Source organism: Curtobacterium citri (genome assembly GCF_030362955.1).
In the GTDB taxonomy this organism is placed as follows: domain Bacteria; phylum Actinomycetota; class Actinomycetes; order Actinomycetales; family Microbacteriaceae; genus Curtobacterium; species Curtobacterium citri.
In genome coordinates, this window is the sequence record NZ_JAUCML010000010.1 from 67,535 (window position 1) to 84,845 (window position 17,311).

The 17,311-nt window shown below is 73.6% G+C and carries 15 protein-coding genes; 4 read left to right on the forward strand and 11 right to left on the reverse strand.

Annotated features, from left to right (window positions below; all coding sequences use genetic code 11):
* Window position 1 precedes the first annotated feature (1 nt).
* Both QUG92_RS14115 and QUG92_RS14120 read right to left on the reverse strand, forming a co-directional pair.
* A complete protein-coding gene (locus tag QUG92_RS14115; RefSeq protein WP_182047113.1) occupies window positions 2-652 on the reverse strand; it encodes a tripartite tricarboxylate transporter TctB family protein in 651 nt (216 codons plus the stop codon).
* Window positions 649-1,731 carry a tripartite tricarboxylate transporter substrate binding protein gene (locus QUG92_RS14120; RefSeq protein WP_182047114.1) on the reverse strand — a complete coding sequence of 361 codons (1,083 nt, stop codon included), beginning with the start codon at window positions 1,729-1,731 and terminating at the stop codon, window positions 649-651. The genes QUG92_RS14115 and QUG92_RS14120 overlap by 4 nt, the downstream gene beginning before the upstream one ends.
* Before the next feature lie 135 nt (window positions 1,732-1,866).
* Between QUG92_RS14120 and QUG92_RS14125 the strand changes: the two genes are divergently transcribed.
* Window positions 1,867-3,144, forward strand: a complete 1,278-nt coding sequence (locus QUG92_RS14125) for an ATP-binding protein (RefSeq protein ID WP_289459536.1) — start codon at window positions 1,867-1,869, stop codon at window positions 3,142-3,144.
* On the forward strand, window positions 3,141-3,878 hold the full coding sequence (locus tag QUG92_RS14130) for a response regulator (RefSeq protein WP_182047115.1): 738 nt from the start codon (window positions 3,141-3,143) through the stop codon (window positions 3,876-3,878). Before QUG92_RS14125 ends, QUG92_RS14130 begins: the two co-directional genes overlap by 4 nt.
* A gap of 94 nt (window positions 3,879-3,972) precedes the next feature.
* Here QUG92_RS14130 and QUG92_RS14135 read toward each other — a convergent pair whose 3' ends face one another.
* Window positions 3,973-4,446, reverse strand: a complete 474-nt coding sequence (locus QUG92_RS14135) for a nucleoside deaminase (RefSeq protein WP_289459538.1) — start codon at window positions 4,444-4,446, stop codon at window positions 3,973-3,975.
* A gap of 47 nt (window positions 4,447-4,493) precedes the next feature.
* Window positions 4,494-5,144: a CatA-like O-acetyltransferase gene (locus QUG92_RS14140; RefSeq protein WP_289459541.1), complete on the reverse strand. Its 651-nt coding sequence runs from the start codon at window positions 5,142-5,144 to the stop codon at window positions 4,494-4,496.
* 62 nt (window positions 5,145-5,206) lie between these two features.
* On the opposite strand from QUG92_RS14140, the gene QUG92_RS14145 reads away from it, so the two are divergent.
* A complete protein-coding gene (locus QUG92_RS14145) occupies window positions 5,207-5,878 on the forward strand; it encodes a DUF2461 domain-containing protein (protein ID WP_289459542.1) in 672 nt (223 codons plus the stop codon).
* A 33-nt stretch (window positions 5,879-5,911) separates the two neighbouring features.
* On the opposite strand, the gene QUG92_RS14150 is transcribed toward QUG92_RS14145, so the two are convergent.
* Window positions 5,912-6,517 carry an HD domain-containing protein gene (locus QUG92_RS14150; protein WP_289459544.1) on the reverse strand — a complete coding sequence of 202 codons (606 nt, stop codon included), beginning with the start codon at window positions 6,515-6,517 and terminating at the stop codon, window positions 5,912-5,914.
* Window positions 6,518-6,559: 42 nt separating this feature from the next.
* Here QUG92_RS14150 and QUG92_RS14155 point away from each other — a divergent pair, with 42 nt between their 5' ends.
* On the forward strand, window positions 6,560-7,120 hold the full coding sequence (locus tag QUG92_RS14155; RefSeq protein ID WP_289459546.1) for a YbaK/EbsC family protein: 561 nt from the start codon (window positions 6,560-6,562) through the stop codon (window positions 7,118-7,120).
* Between the two features lie 6 nt (window positions 7,121-7,126).
* On the opposite strand, the gene hrpA is transcribed toward QUG92_RS14155, so the two are convergent.
* The 6 genes from hrpA to QUG92_RS14185 form a co-directional block, all read right to left on the reverse strand.
* Window positions 7,127-10,978: an ATP-dependent RNA helicase HrpA gene (gene hrpA / locus QUG92_RS14160; RefSeq protein WP_289459547.1), complete on the reverse strand. Its 3,852-nt coding sequence runs from the start codon at window positions 10,976-10,978 to the stop codon at window positions 7,127-7,129.
* A 117-nt stretch (window positions 10,979-11,095) separates the two neighbouring features.
* Window positions 11,096-12,949 carry a thioredoxin domain-containing protein gene (locus QUG92_RS14165; protein ID WP_289459548.1) on the reverse strand — a complete coding sequence of 618 codons (1,854 nt, stop codon included), beginning with the start codon at window positions 12,947-12,949 and terminating at the stop codon, window positions 11,096-11,098.
* A gap of 115 nt (window positions 12,950-13,064) precedes the next feature.
* Window positions 13,065-13,595: an ATPase gene (locus QUG92_RS14170; RefSeq protein ID WP_289459561.1), complete on the reverse strand. Its 531-nt coding sequence runs from the start codon at window positions 13,593-13,595 to the stop codon at window positions 13,065-13,067.
* Between the two features lie 16 nt (window positions 13,596-13,611).
* Window positions 13,612-14,679 (reverse strand): NAD-dependent epimerase/dehydratase family protein, encoded by a 1,068-nt coding sequence (locus QUG92_RS14175; RefSeq protein WP_289459563.1) that lies wholly within the window; start codon window positions 14,677-14,679, stop codon window positions 13,612-13,614.
* Window positions 14,680-14,720: 41 nt separating this feature from the next.
* The gene (locus QUG92_RS14180) at window positions 14,721-15,581 is read right to left on the reverse strand and encodes a sulfurtransferase (protein ID WP_289459565.1); all 861 of its coding nucleotides are present in this window, start codon (window positions 15,579-15,581) and stop codon (window positions 14,721-14,723) included.
* A 173-nt stretch (window positions 15,582-15,754) separates the two neighbouring features.
* Window positions 15,755-17,311: an MFS transporter gene (locus tag QUG92_RS14185; protein ID WP_289459567.1), complete on the reverse strand. Its 1,557-nt coding sequence runs from the start codon at window positions 17,309-17,311 to the stop codon at window positions 15,755-15,757.

Consider the following 17,311-nt stretch of genomic DNA (forward strand, 5'->3'; position numbering starts at 1 on the left):
GTCAGAACTCCCATCCGACGATGCCCGAGGGCAGCGACAGGTCGAGCAGCATGTCGAAGGCGATGTAGCTGATCGCGCTCACCGTCAGCCCGACGACGAGCGGACGCAGCCAACCGGGCGCGCCGAGCCCCTTCGCGACGCCGAGGAACAGCAGCCCGGCGCCGACGATCCACCCGAGCACGCCGAGCAGCAGCGCGAAGCCCGCGAAGGACAGGACGACCCAGGCCAGGGAGCGCCAGTCGACGCGGACCGAGCGCTGCTCGACCGAGGTGCCGGTCGTGTCGGTGTCGGTGGCGGTGGCGGTGTGCGTGTCGGCGCGTCGGGCGGCGTCGGTGCGGGCCTCCGGCGGTGTGCCGTCGGACCCGACCCGTCGGCCGCGCGCGGCCCGGACGGACCGCACGACCAGCAGGGCGGCGAGCAGCAGGAGCGCCGCGGCGACGAGTCCGGGGAAGACCGCCGGCCCGGGGAACGCGGTGCCGGCGGGGACCTCCATCGTGACGATGCCGACGACGAGGTAGACCGCGAACGCGGTGAAGAGCGCCGGGGTGGTCAGCTCCTTCGCGACCGCGGCGACCCGGCCCGGGTCGGCCCGGAGCGTGAGCCGCTGCCCGACGACCGCGGACGACGACGTGGGGTTGCTCGGACGGCTCACCGGCCCAGCTCCTCGTACAGTCCCTGGATCCGCTCGCGTTCCTCGTCGATGAACGCGTCGAGGTCCCCGCCGGTGATGATCCGCTCGGTCCAGTGGTACCGCTGCATCGCGTCCGCCCACTCGGGGGTGCGGACCGTGTCGAGGACGATGTCGGTGAGCTGCGTCCGCTGGTCGTCGTCGAGCCCGCCCGGCGCGGCGATCATGCGCCAGTTGGTCAGCGTGACGTCGTGCCCCTGCTCGACCGCGGTGGGGATGTCGATGCCGTCGACCGGCTCCGCAGCGACGAGCGCGAGTGCCCGCAGCCGACCGGACTCGATCTGGTCGATGTTGTCCGGGTACCCGCCCGACGCCGCGGCGGCCGTGCCGTTGAGGAGCGCCTGGATCGCCTCGCCGCCGCCGTCCGAGGGGATGTAGTTCGTGTCCGTCGGGTCGATCCCGGCCGAGACGGCGAGGTCGGTGACGACGAGCTGGTCGAACGAACCGCCGCCCGTCCACGGCACCGAGCCGGGGCGCTCGCGCCACGCTGCGACGAGGTCGTCGAGCGTCTCGTAGGGCGAGTCGGCGGGGACGACGATCACGTCGTACTCCTCGACGGTGACCGCGAGCGGCGTGATGTCGTCGTGGGTGACGGCGGAGCCGAACTGGATCTCCGCGGCGAGCAGTCCCGTCCCGCCGACGAGCAGCGTGTCGGTCTGCCCCGCGAGCCGCGCGACGTTGCCGAGCGCGATGGTGCCGCCGGCGCCCGGCATGTTCACGACCTGGACGGCGTTCACGATCCCGTTCGCGCGCTGGGCCTGCTGCATCGACCGGGCGACACCGTCCCAGCCACCGCCGGCAGCCGCGGGTGCGACGAGGGTCACGGACCGGGTGGGGTCCCCGCCGGCCGCTGCCGACGTGACGGACCCGAAGGCGGCGACCGCGATGGACACCGCGGCGACGGCCGCACCCACCACGCGGGCGACGGGACGACGGACACGCGGCCCGGTCGGCGACCCCGTCGGCACGGACTGCCCCGGCACGGCCTGCCCTGGTCCGGACTGCGCCGGCACTGACTGCTCCGGCACTGACTGCTCTGGCATCGATGTCTCCCTCCTGCGCACGTCGTCGTGCCGCAGGTCGAGAAGTACGATGGCAGCCGCCGACCGGACGAGCAGCCGGCGGCGGAGATGTGCTCATTGACGCTCACGGCGTCGCGGCCGGAGGAGGACGCCACGGTGACCAGGGCACGTCCCGGACGGCTGCGGCGGATCGCGGTCCTCGCGCTCCCGAGCGTCATCGTGCTCGCGGCGACCGGCGTCACGACCGGGGTCGCCGCCGTGGTGCAGGAGCGCAGCATCCGGAGCTCCGTCGTCGACCGGGTGTCGGGTGTCGCCGCGAGCCTGGCGGACCTGCCCGAGGTGCGTGACGCGGTGTCGTCGGCCGCCGACCGGGGCACCCCAGGGGCGCTCGCCGACGCCCACGACCTCGCGTCGGCCACCGCGGCGCTGCAACCCATCGCGACGCTCGTCGAGGGCGCCTCCGGCGTCTCCTACGTCGTGGTCACCGACGACGAGGGCGTCCGCATCACCCACCCGGACCCCGCGGAACGCGGCGAGCCCGTGGAGACGACGATCGCACCCGTGCTCGGCGGTGCGCGGTTCGTCGGCACCGAGACCGGCCCGACCGGCGCGACGCTCCGCGCCAAGGTGCCGATCCGCGACGACGGAGGCGAGGTCGTCGGCGTCGTCGCGGTCGGCGTGCTCGAGTCGACCATCGCGGCCGACCGGGAGCGGGCCCTCGGCACCCTGCTGCCGTGGAGCACCGGTGCACTCGTCACCGCGACGCTCGCGAGCGTGCTCCTGTCGCTCGTGATCGCGCGCCGGTTGCGCCGGGCCGACGCGGTCGACGCGGAGAGCCGGCAGGTGCGCTGGACGACGGAGGCGCTGCGCGAGCAGGCCCACGAGTTCGGCACCCGGCTGCACGTGGTGCGCGGGCTCGTCGAGCAGGGGGACGACGAGGACGCGATGGCCTACATCGACGCCGTCGCGCCCGGGCTCACCAGCGGCGGTGGTGCCGGGTCGCCGCGGCGGGGTGCGGTGGCGACGGCGTCGGTCGCGGCGGTGCGGTCCGAGCTCGCCGCGGCCGGTGCCACGCTCGACCTCCGGGTCGCCGACGACGTCGTGCTCGACGACGCGGTGCTGCTCGTCGTCGCGAACCTGTGCCGCAACGCCGCCGAGGCCGGGGCGACCAACGTCGCCTGCACCGTCGCGACCCGGGACGGGCGCACCACGGTCACGGTGGAGGACGACGGCCCGGGCATCGACCCGGCCGACGCCCACCGTGTGCTGACCCGCGGCTGGTCGTCGAAGGCCGACGAGACCGGGCTCGGGCGGGGCATCGGCCTGGCGGTCGTCCGGCGCACCGCCACCGACCGCGGCGGATCCGTGGTCGTCGGGCGCTCGGCAGCGCTCGGCGGAGCCCGGCTCGACGTCGAGATAGCGGCGGGGTCGTGACGGCGTCCGGGCCCGCACCGCTGCGGGTGCTCGTGGTCGACGACGACGCGGGCGCCCGCGCACTCCACTCCCGGTGGGTCGCCGCGACCGAGGGCTTCGCGGTCGTCGGGGCGGTCGCGTCCGGCGGCGCCGCGCTGGCCTCGGTCGAGCGCGGGGTCGACCTCGTACTCCTCGACATGCGTCTGCCCGACATCAGCGGCATCGAGGTGCTGCACCGCATGCACGTCGCCGGTGTCGACCGGACCGACGTGCTCGTCGTCAGCTCCTCGCGCGACCAGGTCACCGTGCGGCAGGCGCTCGCCGCGCACCCGGTCGGGTACCTGCTCAAGCCGTTCGACCGCGAGGCCCTGCAGGACCGGTTGCGCGCCTACGCCGTCGAGCGCCGGTCACGCGACGACGCGCACCGCGACGTGCCGATGGGGCAGGGCGACGTCGACCGCTTGCTCGCCACGGGCTCGGTGCGCGTGGTCACCCCCGCCCGCGCCTCGGGCGACACCTCCGAGGGCGCCCTGCCGAAGGGCGTCAGCGCGACCACGCTCGGTCGCGTCGTCGCGGCCCTCGACCCGGTGGTCGCCCGCTCGGCCGACGAGGTCGCCGGGGCCACCGGCACCTCACGCGCCACCGCGCGCCGCTACCTCGACCACCTCGTCGCGACGGGCGCCATCGACCTGGCGCACCGGTACGGCCGTCGCGGCCGCCCGCAGGTGCTCTACCGGCTGACGCCGGCTCCCTGAGACCCGGCCCTGCCACGGACGGGAGGCGGGTGGCGGCGCCGTGACGAGCCTCCCGTCCGTCCCGTGGTCACGCCCGGCGAGCGGTGGCGTCCGGTCAGGACGGGTGGCGGGCGGTCCACTCGCGGAACGGCGCCGTCGGGTCCTCGACCCGACCCTGCTCGGTCGGCAGGGCGCGGTCCTCGACCGGCTTCGCGTACTCGTCGTAGAAGGTCGCCAGCGTCATCAGGCGGTTGCCGTCCTCGTAGTGCTCGCCCTCCTGCTCGCGGGTCGCCGCGAAGACCACGCGGTCGGGCTGGGCGTAGTACAGCGCGCCGAGGCACATCGGGCACGGGTACGCGGTGACGAACACGTCGTGGCCGGTCAGGTCTGTGATGCCCTGCTCGGCGGCGGCGCGGATCGCGCGGATCTCGGCGTGCGCCGTCGGGTCGCCGGTCTGGGCGACGTGGTTGACGGCCTCGACCACGACCTCGCCGTCGCGGACGAGCAGGCAGGCGAAGGGCTTGCCACCGTCGGCGACGTTGTCGAGGGCGCGGGAGACCGCGAGGGCGGTGAGTTCGTCGTCGTGCATGCCGACCACGGTGCTCCCGGGCGGTGTGCGACCGGGGGACGGAGCGGTCAGCCGAGCCAGGACGGGTCGGCGAACAGCTCCTCGAGCTCGGTGACGAACCGGGAGGCGTGGAAGCCGTCCACCGCCGCGTGGTTCACCCGCAGCGCGAGCGGCATCAGGGTGCGGTCGCCCTGCTGCCGGTAGCGGCCGAGCGTGACGATCGGCAGCAGGTGGTCCTCGGCACCGGTCAGGTGCAGGGCGAAGCCGGTGAACGACGTGCGGGGGAGGGTCGACACGTCGAACGTGTCCGTGCGGCCCGTGCCCTGCGGGAACATCCGGTGGTCGTCCCGGTACGTCGCCGTCGTCGTGACCACCGCGTCGTGGAACGTCCGCGGGTCGTCGTCGTGCTCGACCACGAGCACCGAGAACGTCTCCGTGTCGGGGTGGAACACCGTGAAGGTCGGGTGGACGACGTCCCACACGGCGGGCTGCCCGTCGGGGGTGAGCTGCATCCGGAACTCGGCGTGCCGGTTCACGTCCGTGGAGATCGCCCAGATCTGGGACGGGTAGGTCTTCACACCGGCCGCTCGCACCGCAGCGACGAACGCGGTGACGTCCACGTCCACGGTCAGCTCCCATGCGCACGGCTCCCGGCGGTAGTGCGCGAAGTGCTCGCGCCGCGGCCAGGTGTCGAGGTCGATCGGTCGGAGTTCGTTCACCGGGCCAGTCTCGTACCCCGGGCTGCCGACGACCGTGCACCCCGGGGCGGTTCACTCGGGACATGACCGAGACGCCGTTCTCGCCCGCGCTGGCGACGTTCTTCCGCGGGCTCGCCGCCCACAACGAGAAGTCGTGGTTCGAGGACCACCGGGAGGACTGGGAGCGGCACGTCCGCGACCCCATGGAGGCGCTGCTGCAGGAGGCCGAGCGGCGCTACGGTCCCGGACGGGTGCTCCGCCAGCACCGCGACCTGCGGTTCACGCCGGACAAGCGCCCGTACCGCGAGGACACCGGGCTCACCGCGGGCGGCATGTACCTGAGCGCCGGGGCCGACGGGCTGCAGGTCGGCGGTGGACTCTACGAACCGTCGCGCGATCAGCTGCACGCCGCGCGCACCGCGATCGACGAGCACCCCCGGGCTGCGGCCGCCCTCCGTCGGGAGCTCGACGCCCTGACGGACGCCGGCTACGAACTGGCCGGTCCGCCGCTGAAGACCGCCCCGCGCGGGTACGACGCCGACCACCCGCGCATCGACCTGCTCCGGATGCAGCACTACGCCGCCCTCGTGCACCTGCCGCTCGAGAGTCCGCTCGACGACGTCACCGCGGCGTGGGACCGCGTCCAGCCGCTGGTGCGCTGGACGGTGAAGTGGGCGCGGGCGGACGACCCCGAGGCGACGGACGATCCGGCCCCGCCGGTGCCCGGAGCGCGGTCGATCGACGAGCGCGCCTGATCGCCGGCACCCTCCCGACCGTGCCGGTCGGCCTCAGCCGAGCCGCTCGAGCGGGTTGTGCCGGAGCTTCTCGACGACCCCCGCGTCCACGATCCGCCGCGCAGCCGTGTCGGGCTTCCGGTCGGCCTGGTCGACGACGCCGGCGCCGAACTCGGCCGCGATCGACCCGCGGGGGAACGCGCGGACGACCTCGCGCAGGTAGTCGACGGGGAGCCCGTCGGCGTCTACCCCGCTGATGTCGAGCCCGGTCGCCCGCTCGAGCAGGTGTCCCTCGACGTCGAGGGACACGTCGACGCTCGGCCAGTTGTGCCGGACGATCACGTCGAGGACGCGCTGGCGTCGGGCTCCGCTCCAGCCCGCGCCCGTGGTGAGGGCGATCGCCACGTGGCCGCCGGCGTGCTCGTACGAGCTGCGGATGTTGTCGAACTCCGGGACGGTGCCGATGTCGTGCAGCAGCGCGGCGACGTAGAGGAGTTCGTGGTCGACCGCCGTGATGCCGTCGACGGCGGCGAAGCCCTCGGCCCAGTACCAGGACCGGACGGCGTGCGCGGTGAGGGCGGGGGACTGGTACGCGTCGGCGAGCGTCGCAGCCGCGCGCGCCGCGGCCGTGTCCGGGACGGGGAAGTCGTGGAGCTGCACACCTGATCATGGCACCGGACGGGCCTGGCTACGGTCGGACGCATGCCCACGCTCGACCGTTCCCCCGTACTCGTCGCCACCGGGTTCCTGGCGATCCCCGTCGCCCAGGCCCTGGTCGGGCTGCCGAGCGACCTGCTCGCCCGGATCGAGGCAGCGCCGATCGACCCTGACCTGGCGGACACGGCCGCGTTCTCCGACGCCTACGGGTACCCGCTCGAAGGCGGGGCGAACTGCATCGTCGTCGCCGGCAAGCGCGGCGACGAGGTCCGCTACGCGGCGTGCGTGGTGCTCGCGTCGACGAAGCTCGACGTGAACCGGGTCGTCAAGCGGCTGCTCGACGTCCGGAAGGCGAGCTTCGCGCCGATGGACCAGGCCGTGGAGCTGACCGGCATGGAGTTCGGCGGGATCACCCCGATAGGGCTCCCCGCGGACTGGCCGGTGTACGTCGACGCCCGCGTGCTCGAGGCCCCGGAGGTCGTCATCGGCGCGGGCCTGCGCGGGGCGAAGGTCTTCCTGCCGGGCAGGGTCCTGGCGGCGGCCCTGCCGAACGTCACCGTCGTCGAGGGCCTGGCGACCGAGGGGTTGGCCACCGACGCCGGCTGAGCCCGATCAGCGGGCGGCGGCCAGGGCCTTCGTGATGCGCTGCAGCGAGACGGTCTCGGCGGTGCCGAGCTCCTGCGCGAACAGGCTGAGCCGGAACTCCTCGAGCATCCACCGGGCGTGCACGAGCTCCGGGTGCGCCCCGACTGCCGGCGGGAAGGTGCCGCCCGCGTCCGTGTAGCGGTCGGTCGCCACGGTGACCTCGCGCATCCACGTCGCGTCGCGCCCCGGGTTCTGCAGGAGCTTCTGCACGCGTGCGTCGACGCCCTGCAGGTACACCCGGATCCGCCGGAGCCGGTCGAGCCCGGCGACCGCGACGAAGCCCGGGAAGACCAGGCGCTCGGTCTGCTGGCGCATGTCGGTGAGTGCCGGGAGCAGCGCCATCGAGTTCGCCTGCTTCATCGACTTGTCGGCGGCGCGTTGCGCGGTGAGGACGGCCGCGACCTCGGACACGGCGGTGAACATCGTGTCGACCACCGTCGCGGACACGGCGTCGCGGACGGCCTCGAACTCCGCCTTCGTGAACACCAGCCCGTCCGGGTGCAGCCGTCGGATGCCGGCGTCGACGACCGCCGCGAGGACGTCGTCGAACAGTGCCGCCGTCGAGGGGTAGGGGCTCGCCGCCAGGGCGAGCTTCTCCTGCGCGGTCAGGTGCGACTGCACGTACGACACCGGGGACGGCACCGCGTGCATGACGAGCCGTCGGACACCGGCGGGCATCCGCACGGTCCGGTCGCCGGGGGTCGCGAGGAGCTGCACGCCGACGGTCGCCTTCGGGCCCTCGCCCTCCTCGACCAACGACGGGTAGGCGCGGATCACGCCGCCCGCCTGCTTCGTGTCGAGGACCTGCGGCAGGTCCTGGGACGGCCAGGCGGTGAGGCCGGACCGTTCCACCTGCGCGCCGGAGGCCGCCCCGGCGACGCGTGCCGCGCCTCCCGGCCGTGCCGCCGCCTGCACCGTCGCGGAGGCGACGCTCTGCTGGGTCCGGTCCTTGAGCTTCGTCTGCAGCGCCGAGAGGTCCTTGCCGGTCTCCACCCGGCGGCCGCGCTCGTCGACGACGGCCCACGTCGGCAGCAGGTGCGCCGGGACGCGACCGAGGTCGAAGTCGGACTCGCTGACGGACACGTAGGTCATCCGCTGGATGGCCCGGGCGAGCGTCGCGCGGAACGACTCCGTCGGCTCGGTGGGGGCGTCGTCGGGCAGTTCGGCGACGATCTTCTCGGCCCAGTCCGCTGCGGGGACGACGTTCTTGCGGATCTGCTTCGGCAGCGACTTGATGAGCGCGGTGACGAGCTCCTTCCGGAGCCCGCGGACCTGCCAGTCGAAGCCCTCCTCGCGCATCCGGGGGAGCAGCGCGAGCGGCACCTGGACGCTCACACCGTCGTCCTGCGCGCCCGGCTCGAAGCGGTACTTGATCGCCAGGCGCTGGTCGCCGGAGCGCCACTGCGTCGGGTACTCCTGCTGGTCCTGCGCTGCTTCCGCGGCGTCCTCGTCGAGCAGGTCCGTCCGGCGCATCGTGAGCAGGTCGGGCTGCTCGCGTCGCGCCTGGCGCCACCACCCCTCGAAGTCGCGGGTGGTGGCGACGTCGGCGGGGACACGGGCGTCGTAGAACTCGTACACGCGTTCGTCGTCGAACAGGATGTCGCGGCGACGGGTGCGTTCCTCGAGCTGTTCGAGTTCGCGGCGGAGCTTCCGGTTCGCCCGGTCGAAGGCCTGCTGCGCGTCCCACTCGCCCTCGACGAGGGCGTGCCGGATGAACAGCTCGCGCGAGTGCTCCGGGTCCACGCGCTTGTACTGCACGCGCCGGCGCTGCACGATCGGGACGCCGAACAAGGTCACCCGCTCGTACGCGACCACCGCGCCCTGCTTCTTCTCCCAGTGCGGTTCGCCGTAGGTGCGCTTGAGGAGGTCACCGGCGAGCGGCTCCACCCAGGCGGGGTCGATCCTGGCGACCGTGCGCGCGAACAGGCGGCTCGTCTCGACGAGCTCGGCGGCCATCACGGCGTCCGGCTGCTTCTTCGCCAGGACGCTGCCCGGGAACACCACGAACCGGGTGTTCCGCGAGCCGAGATAGTCGCGCTTCTCCTTGTCGCGGAGCCCGATCTGGCTGAGGAGCCCGGCGAGGAGCGACCGGTGCACGGCGTCGCCGTCCTCGGAGCGGGACTGCCCCACGCGGACGTCGACCTGCTTCGCGGCGCGGGAGAGCTGGCGGTACAGGTCCTGCCACTCGCGGATGCGCAGGTGGTTCAGGAACTCGGCCTTGCAGAGCCGCCGGAACGCGCTCGACGACATCTCGTCCTGCTTGTCCTCGATGTGGTTCCAGAGGTTGAGCAGCGTCAGGAAGTCGCTCGTGGGGTCGGCGAAGCGCGCGTGCAGCTGGTCGGCGTGCGCACGCTTCTCGAGGGGCCGTTCGCGCGGGTCCTGGATGCTCAGGGCGCTGACGATCGCGATGACCTCGCGCCCGACGCCCTGTCGGCCGGCCTCGAGCACCATCCGACCGAGGCGGGGGTCGATCGGCAGGCGGGTCAGCTGGCGGCCGGACTTCGTGATCCGGCCGTCGGCGTCGACCGCACGGAGCTCGCGGAGCAGGTCGAGGCCGTCCTTGACGCCCCGGGAGTCCGGCGGCTGGAGGAACGGGAACGACTCGATGTCGCCGAACCCGAGCGAGATCATCTGCAGGATGACCGCCGCCAGGTTCGTGCGGAGGATCTCGGGGTCGGTGTACTCCGGGCGCCGGTCGAAGTCCTGCTCGGAGTACAGCCGGATCGCGATGCCCGCGCTCGTGCGGCCCGCGCGGCCGGACCGCTGGTTCGCGCTCGCCTGGCTGATCGCCTCGATCGGCAGGCGCTGCACCTTGGCCCGCGGGGAGTACCGGGAGATGCGGGCGGTGCCGGTGTCGACGACGTACTTGATGCCCGGGACGGTGAGGCTCGTCTCCGCGACGTTGGTCGCGAGGACGACGCGACGTCGGACGCCCGGCGTGGTGCGCTTGTCGAAGACGCGGTGCTGGTCCGCCGCGGAGAGCCGACCGTAGAGCGGCAGGACCTCGGTGCCCGGGTAGCGCCTGCCCTCGATGGCGTCCTGCGCGTCACGGATCTCGTTCTCGCCGGAGAGGAACACGAGGACGTCGCCCGGGTCCTCGCGCGCCAGCTCGTCGAGCGCGTCGGTGATGCCCTGCAGCACGTCGCGGTCGTCGGCGTTCCCGCCGTCGCCGCTGTCGTCCGTGCGCGGATCGGTCTCGTCGGTGGTGTCGTCGCCGGCGTCCTCGGCCACGAGCGGTCGGTAGCGGACCTCGACCGGGTAGGTGCGGCCGGACACTTCGATGATCGGAGCACCGCCGAAGTGCTGCGAGAACGACTCGGGGTCGATCGTCGCGGAGGTGATGATCACCTTGAGGTCGGGCCGGCGGGGGAGGAGCCGCTTGATGTACCCGAGCAGGAAGTCGATCGTGAGGGACCGCTCGTGCGCCTCGTCGATGATGATCGTGTCGTAGCGCTTCAGGTCGCGGTCGAAGTGGATCTCGTTGAGCAGGATCCCGTCGGTCATGAGCTTGATCCGGGTGTTCACGCTCACCTTGTCGGTGAACCGCACCTGGTAGCCCACGAGGTCGCCGAGTTCGCCGCCGAGCTCCTCGGACACGCGCTCGGCGATGGTCCGGGCGGCGATCCGCCGGGGCTGCGTGTGCCCGATGGACTCGCGCCCCAGCTCGAGGCAGATCTTCGGCAGCTGCGTCGTCTTGCCCGAGCCGGTGGCACCCGCGACGATCACGACCTGGTGGTCGCGGATCGCGGCGGCGATGTCGTCCCGCCGCTGCGACACCGGCAGTTCGGGCGGGTACGTGATGACGGGCGTGGCAGACATGAGCATTCCAGGATAGCGGAGCGAGTGGCGTCGGTGGGATCGTCGTCCGCCGGCAGCGGAGTCGGCCAGCGGGGACGGCCAGCGGAGTCGGCCAGCGGAGTCGGCCAGCGGGGACGATCAGCGGAGCTGGTCGGCGAGCTCGGCGTCCGTGTGTGCCGGCAGGGCGCAGACGTGGTCGTGGCAGACGTACGCGGCGGGAGCGGTGCCGTCGCGACCGGCGAACAAGGAGAACCCGGCGTCGGCCCACGCGCGGGCCTGCTCCGGGGTCACGGTCGCCACCACCGTGCCGGGTCGGCGGGCGTGCCGCGCGGTCCGGCGGAGGGGATCGTCGACGGCGGCCACGACGACGACCTCGCGCGACGGGCGCTGCAGCGCGAGCGCCAGTCCGAGGGCGTCCGCGTGCCCGAGCGGCCGTTCCGTCCCCGTCCGTGCGCGGTCGGCCACGAGGGAGGCCGCCGCCGTCCGCAGGTCCTGGTCCCCGGTGAGCGCCGCGAGCACCGCGGCCGTCGACGCCAGCGCCACGGTCCCCGAGCGCATCGCGGTCTGCGGCTGTTCGCCCGTCGCGGTCCCGGCGGCCGCCAGGACGGCATCGGCCTCGAACCGCCCGGCGAGCCCGTCGTCGACGAGGCTCCGGGCGGTGACGGCGTACCCGACCGCACCCGTGACGAGTGCGAGTTCGAGGAGCCCCTCCGCCAGCAGTCCGACGTCCTCGATGGTGGGCGGTGCGGACGACGTTCCGTGGGCCGTGCTCGAGCGGACGACGACGTGGTCGTCCCGCACGTGCGCGGTGAGGACGGCGTCGGCGGCGGCGCGGGCCAGCGCGATCACCTCCGCGTCGTCGTGCCGCGCCCCGGCGACGGCGAGTCCCCGGATCGCCAGGCCGTTCCAGCCGGTGAGCACCTGGTCGTCGAGGGGAGGCGGCGCGTACCGGCCCCGCTGGTCGAGCGGCAGCCGGTACCACTCGCCCTCGACCCGGCGGCCTTCGATGGTGGACTCGCTGTCCTGTGCGGCGACGAACGCACCGTCGGGGCGCCGCAGGGTTTCCCGGAGGAAGTCCGCGATGCCCCTCGCCTGGTCGCGGTCGGCGACCGCGAGCAGGCCCGCGTTGTCGTACAGCATCCGCTCGTAGTGCGGCACGCTCCAGTCCCGCTTGGTCGCGTACCGGAACACGCCGCCGTCGGCGTCGGTCAGCTCGGTCGACCGGATCGCGTGCAGGCTCCGGTCGAGCAGGCCGGCAGCGACGCGCTCGACGTCGGCGTCGGCATCGGCGGTGTCGTCGGCCGCCACGTCGGCGAGGAACTCGAGCAGCGGTGCGCTGGGGAACTTCGGCGCGCCACCGAACCCGCCGTAGGTCGTGTCCTCCGCCGTGGCGAGCTGCGCGGTGACGCCCTGGACCGCGCCGACGGACGGGAGGCGCGGCTCGACCCGCGCGGTCACCTCGCCGCCCTGGGCGGCTGCGTCCGCCTCGGCACCCTGCCGGATCGCCGACGCGATGGCACCGGCGTTCGCGTCGACCTCGTGCCGACGCTCCGTCCAGGCGTCGAGCACCGCCGCGAGCACCTGGCGGAACGAGCCGACCTGTCCGACCGGCGTCGGCGGGTAGTAGGTGCCGGCGAAGAAGACGCGGCCCTCCGGCGTGGCGAAGGCCGTGAGCGGCCAACCGAGCTGCTGCGTGAACGCGCTCGCCGAGGCCATCAGGCTGGCGTCCACGTCGGGACGTTCCTCGCGGTCGACCTTGACGGCGACGAAGTCACGCCGCAGGAGCTCGGCGATCTCCGGGTCGGAGAAGCTCTCGCGCGCCATCACGTGGCACCAGTGGCAGGTCGCGTATCCGACCGACACGAGGACGGGGACGTCACGCTCCCGCGCCTCGGCGAAGGCCTCCGGTCCCCACTCCCGCCAGTCCACCGGGTTGTCGGCGTGCAGGCGGAGGTACGGACTGACCGCGGTCCCGAGCCGGTTGTCGTTCATGCGTCCAGCCTGCCCCGGTCGCGCTGGACGGTGGTCCCGGCGTGTGGATCCGTGGACGGAGCGACGCCGTACACAGTCCACCGGCCACAGACCACGGGCCACGGGCTACGGAGTCTCAGGCGGGCAACCAGCCGGTCAGTGCACCGAGCACGCGCGCGACCTCAGCCGGCGTGCGCCCGTCGGTGTCCACCCGGGTGACCGTGTCCGCTACGGCTGAGTCGAGCCTCCCGGCCGTCGCCGTGCTGTGGGCCAGTTGCGCCTGCGGGACGGCACCACCCGCGCGACGGGCGAGCCGTCCGGCGGTGGTGGTGTCGGAGGCGCGGAGCAGGACGGCGGTGACCAGCGGGTCGTCGCCCATCGCCGCGGCGAGCTCGGCGGTCCGCAGCACGGACACGGTGTTCGTGACGACGAGCCGGTGGTGCCCGAGCTCGCGGTAGGCGGCCCACATCGCCGAGAGGTTCCGCTCCGCCAGGTGTGCAGCGGGGTGCGCGACGTGCGGTGCGGGGTGCGCGAGGTCGAGGAGGTCGCCCTCGACGACGGCGTGCGGCACGTCCGCGGCGACGAGCAGGTCGTGGAGCGCCTCGGCCGCGGTCGACTTCCCGACGCCCGACCGGCCGCCGACGAACAGCACCTCCGACCGGGGCACCGGCTCGATCCCCGCCTCAGTCCCGGCCGAGGGAGAGGAGCGCCAGCGCGGCGTCCTCGGGGCCGTAGTCGAACATGCGGTCCCAGAACGGGTCCTCGGCCCAGGGGACGTCGCCGCCGGCGGGGACCGCGTGGGCGGTCTCGAGCAGCCACTCGACCGTGGGGCGCACGGCATCGGCGTACCGGGGCGGCTGCCACCCGAGCGCCCGCGCCGCCGTGGTGTCGAGGACGAACGGGGACGGGGAGCTCCACGGCGTCGTCCCGACGAACGCGGGGGCGTCCTGGTCGAGCAGCACCTCGTCGAAGCGGTGGTCGGCGAGCCCGGCGAGGGTGCGGACGATCTCGAGGACGTCCGGCGCGGTCTCGTCCGCGACGTTGAGGATGCGGCGGTCCGGTGCGTCGGCGACGAGCCGGACGAGGGACGCCATGCCGCTGGCCGCGGTCGTGTGGTCGACGCCGCGGCCGTGGTCGGCGAGCAGGATGCGCTCCCGACCGTCGAGCGCACGCCGCACCACGAACCACTCGCGCGGACGCCCGATGCCGACGCCGTGGACCTTCGAGGGTCGCAGCACGGTGACCGGTGCGCCGTGGTCGAGGAGGACCTGCTCGGCGGCGACCTTCGCCGCGCCGTACCCGTCGCGCGTGGTCGGGTCGCCGTCGCCGGCCGTCACGGTGGGCTGGAGCTCGGAGACGGGGCCGCCGAACACGGGACGGTCGACGGAGTTCGCGTGCCGCCCCCGGTCGTCCACGTACACGGCCTTCGAGGACACGAACACCGTCGAGCCGACGTCGTCGAGGAACGGGCGGAGCTGCAGGGCGTCGTCACGTGTCAGTCCCACGGTGTCGACGAGCAGGTCGGCGCCGGGCCGCAGCAGGTCACGGAGCGCCGTGGTGTCCCGTCGGTCGCCGGGGACGAAGGTCGCGCCCGCCGCGGTCAGGGCGTCGGCAGCGGGACCGCCGCGGCGCGCGAGCACGTCCACCTGCCAGTCGTCACCGCCGCGACCCGAGACGTCGAGCAGGTCGCGGACCACCGCCGAACCGATGCCGCCGGTACCGCCGAGGACGACCGCGCGTCTGCTGCTCATGGTGCCCACGCTAGTGCGCGGCGGTGTCCCCGGTGGGAGCGTCAGGACGCGAGCAGCTCCGGCTCGAGCCGCCACCACTCCGCCAGGGACCCGTCGTACACCTGCACCCGGTCGTGCCCGAGCACCGTCAGGGCGAGTGCGTCCACGCACGCGGCGCTGCCCACCCCGCAGTACGTCACGACCTCGTCGGCGCCGAGCACGGAAGCGAACACCTCGGCGAGGGCCGGACGTCGTCGGAGCGTGTTCGACACCGGGTCGACGACGTCGTCCGTGGTGATGACCGTGCTGCCCGGCACGATGCCCGGGTGGTCGGTGCCGAGCGAGGACGCGGGCGCGGCGAGCACCACCGCCGCCGGTTCCTCGCCGTGCACGGCGCGCAGGACGCGGTCGTGGTCCGCCCAGACCGGCCGTTCCTCCCCGGCCAGGAACGGGTCCGCGCCGGTGGTGGCGGGCGTCGTGCGCACGGGTCCGACCCGGACGGGGCGCCCTTCGTCCCGCCACTTGGTGAAGCCGCCGTCCAGCACCGCGGCGGTGTCGAAGCCGAACGCGCGGAATATCCACCACAGGCGTGCGGCCCACTCGCCGACGCCGTCGTCGTAGACCACGACCGTGCTCGCCGCGGTGACCCCGAGTGCCCGTGCGGCGGCCTCGAAGTGCTCGGCGCCCGGACGGGTGAACGGCAGGTCGGCGTCGGGCGCCGAGAAGTCGTGGAGCAGGTCGGCGTACCGCGCGCCGGGCACGTGCCCGTGCTGCTCGTACGCGTCGTGGGCGCCCTGCCAGCGCGTCGCGGTCCCCGTGCCCTCGGTCCGCACCGAGGCGTCGACGACCACGAGGTCGTCGGCGCCGAGGTGGTCGGCGAGCCACTGCGTCGACACGAGCGGCGAGGTCAGGACGGGGGCCATGGCCGTCACGATATCCGCCACCCCTGACGCGAGCGAGGGTGTCCGACACGGGGCGCAACGCCACTGTCCCGACGGCGCGGTCATCTGGCGCGCAGGGGGCTGGAACGACGACATCCCACGCATCGATCGACGCGTGGGATGTCGCAGGACGGTCGCCCCGCCGCGAGACCGGGCTAGTGCGCTGCCGCGGGGATGCTGCCCGTGGTCGCGCTCGACGCGTGCTCGAGCTTGGCGAGCCGCACCGACTGCCGGTTGATCAGGAGGCCGCCGGCGAGGGCGACGAGCACGAGCACGCCCGCCGAGATGCCGAACGCCACGTGGTACCCGTCGATGACGGCCTGGGCCTGCTGCAGCTTCGTCGGCGCTGCCGACAGCCCGGAGAGGCTGTCCGCCACGACGTCGGCGAAGATCGTCGACAGCAGTGCGGTACCGATCGATCCACCGATCTGCTGCATCGTGTTCACCGTCGCCGAGGCCACGCCGGCGTCCGCCCGGGCCACCCCGGTGGTCGCCGTGTTCATCGCGGACGAGAAGATCGTGCCCATGCCGAGACCGATGACGATGAGCGCGGGCAGGACGGTCCCCGCGTACGAGCTGTCGACGTCGGTGCGGAGGAGGAGCAGGAGTCCCGTCGCGGCGACCAGGCCGCCGGCGAAGATGAGCACCTTCGGCCCGACCCGGGGGAGCAGGCGCCCGCCGATCTGCGTCGCCGAGATCATGATCGACAGCGGCATCGGGAGGAACGCCAGCCCGGTCTGCAGCGAGCTGAAGCCGAGCGTCTGCTCGAGGTAGTAGGTCAGGAACAGGAAGATGCCGAACATCCCGATCGCCACCAGGCCGATCGCGAGGAAGGCCCCGCCGCGGTCGCGGTCGAGGACGACGCGCAGGGGGAGCAGCGGGTGTGCGACCCGCGTCTCGATGACCACGAAGGCGGCGACGAGCACGACGCCGGCGGTGAGCATGACGATCGTCAGCGGGGCGTCCCAGCCGTTCGACTCGGCGTTCGAGAAGCCGTAGACGATGCCGACCAGACCGGCCGTGATCGTCAGGACCCCGGCGACGTCGATGCGGGGTCGCTCGACCTTCGGGGGCCGCGCCATGAAGACGAGCGCGCCGATCACGCCGAGCACCGCGAACACGACGTTGACGTACAGGCACCAGCGCCACGAGGTGTACTCGGTCAGGACGCCACCGAGGAGCAGGCCGATGGCCGCACCCGAGCCGGCGATCGACCCGAAGATGCCGAAGGCGCGCCCGCGCTCCTTCGGGTCGCGGAAGGTCGTCGTCAGCATGCCGAGGGCGGACGGGGCGAGCAGCGCGCCGAAGACGCCCTGCAGCGCGCGGGCCGCGACGAGCAGCCCGAACGAGTCGGCGAGGCCGCCGAGGACCGAGGCGGCCGCGAAGCCGACGAGCCCGACGATGAACGTGTTCTTGCGGCCGAAGAGGTCGCCGAGGCGCCCGCCGAGGAGCAGGAGGGAGCCGAACGCCAGCGAGTAGGCGGTGACGATCCACTGCCGCTGGTCGTTGCCGAAGCCCAGGTCGGCCTGGGCCGAGGGCAGGGCGATGTTCACGATGGTGGCGTCGAGCACCACCATGAGCTGTGCGAGCGCGATGACCGCGAGGGCGATCCACCGGCGGTTCGCCTTCTCGGGAGCGGCGCCCGAGCCGGTCGGGCTCGTCGTCGCGGGTGCGGCCCCGGTGGGGGTCGGCACGGTCTGTTCTGCCGTCAC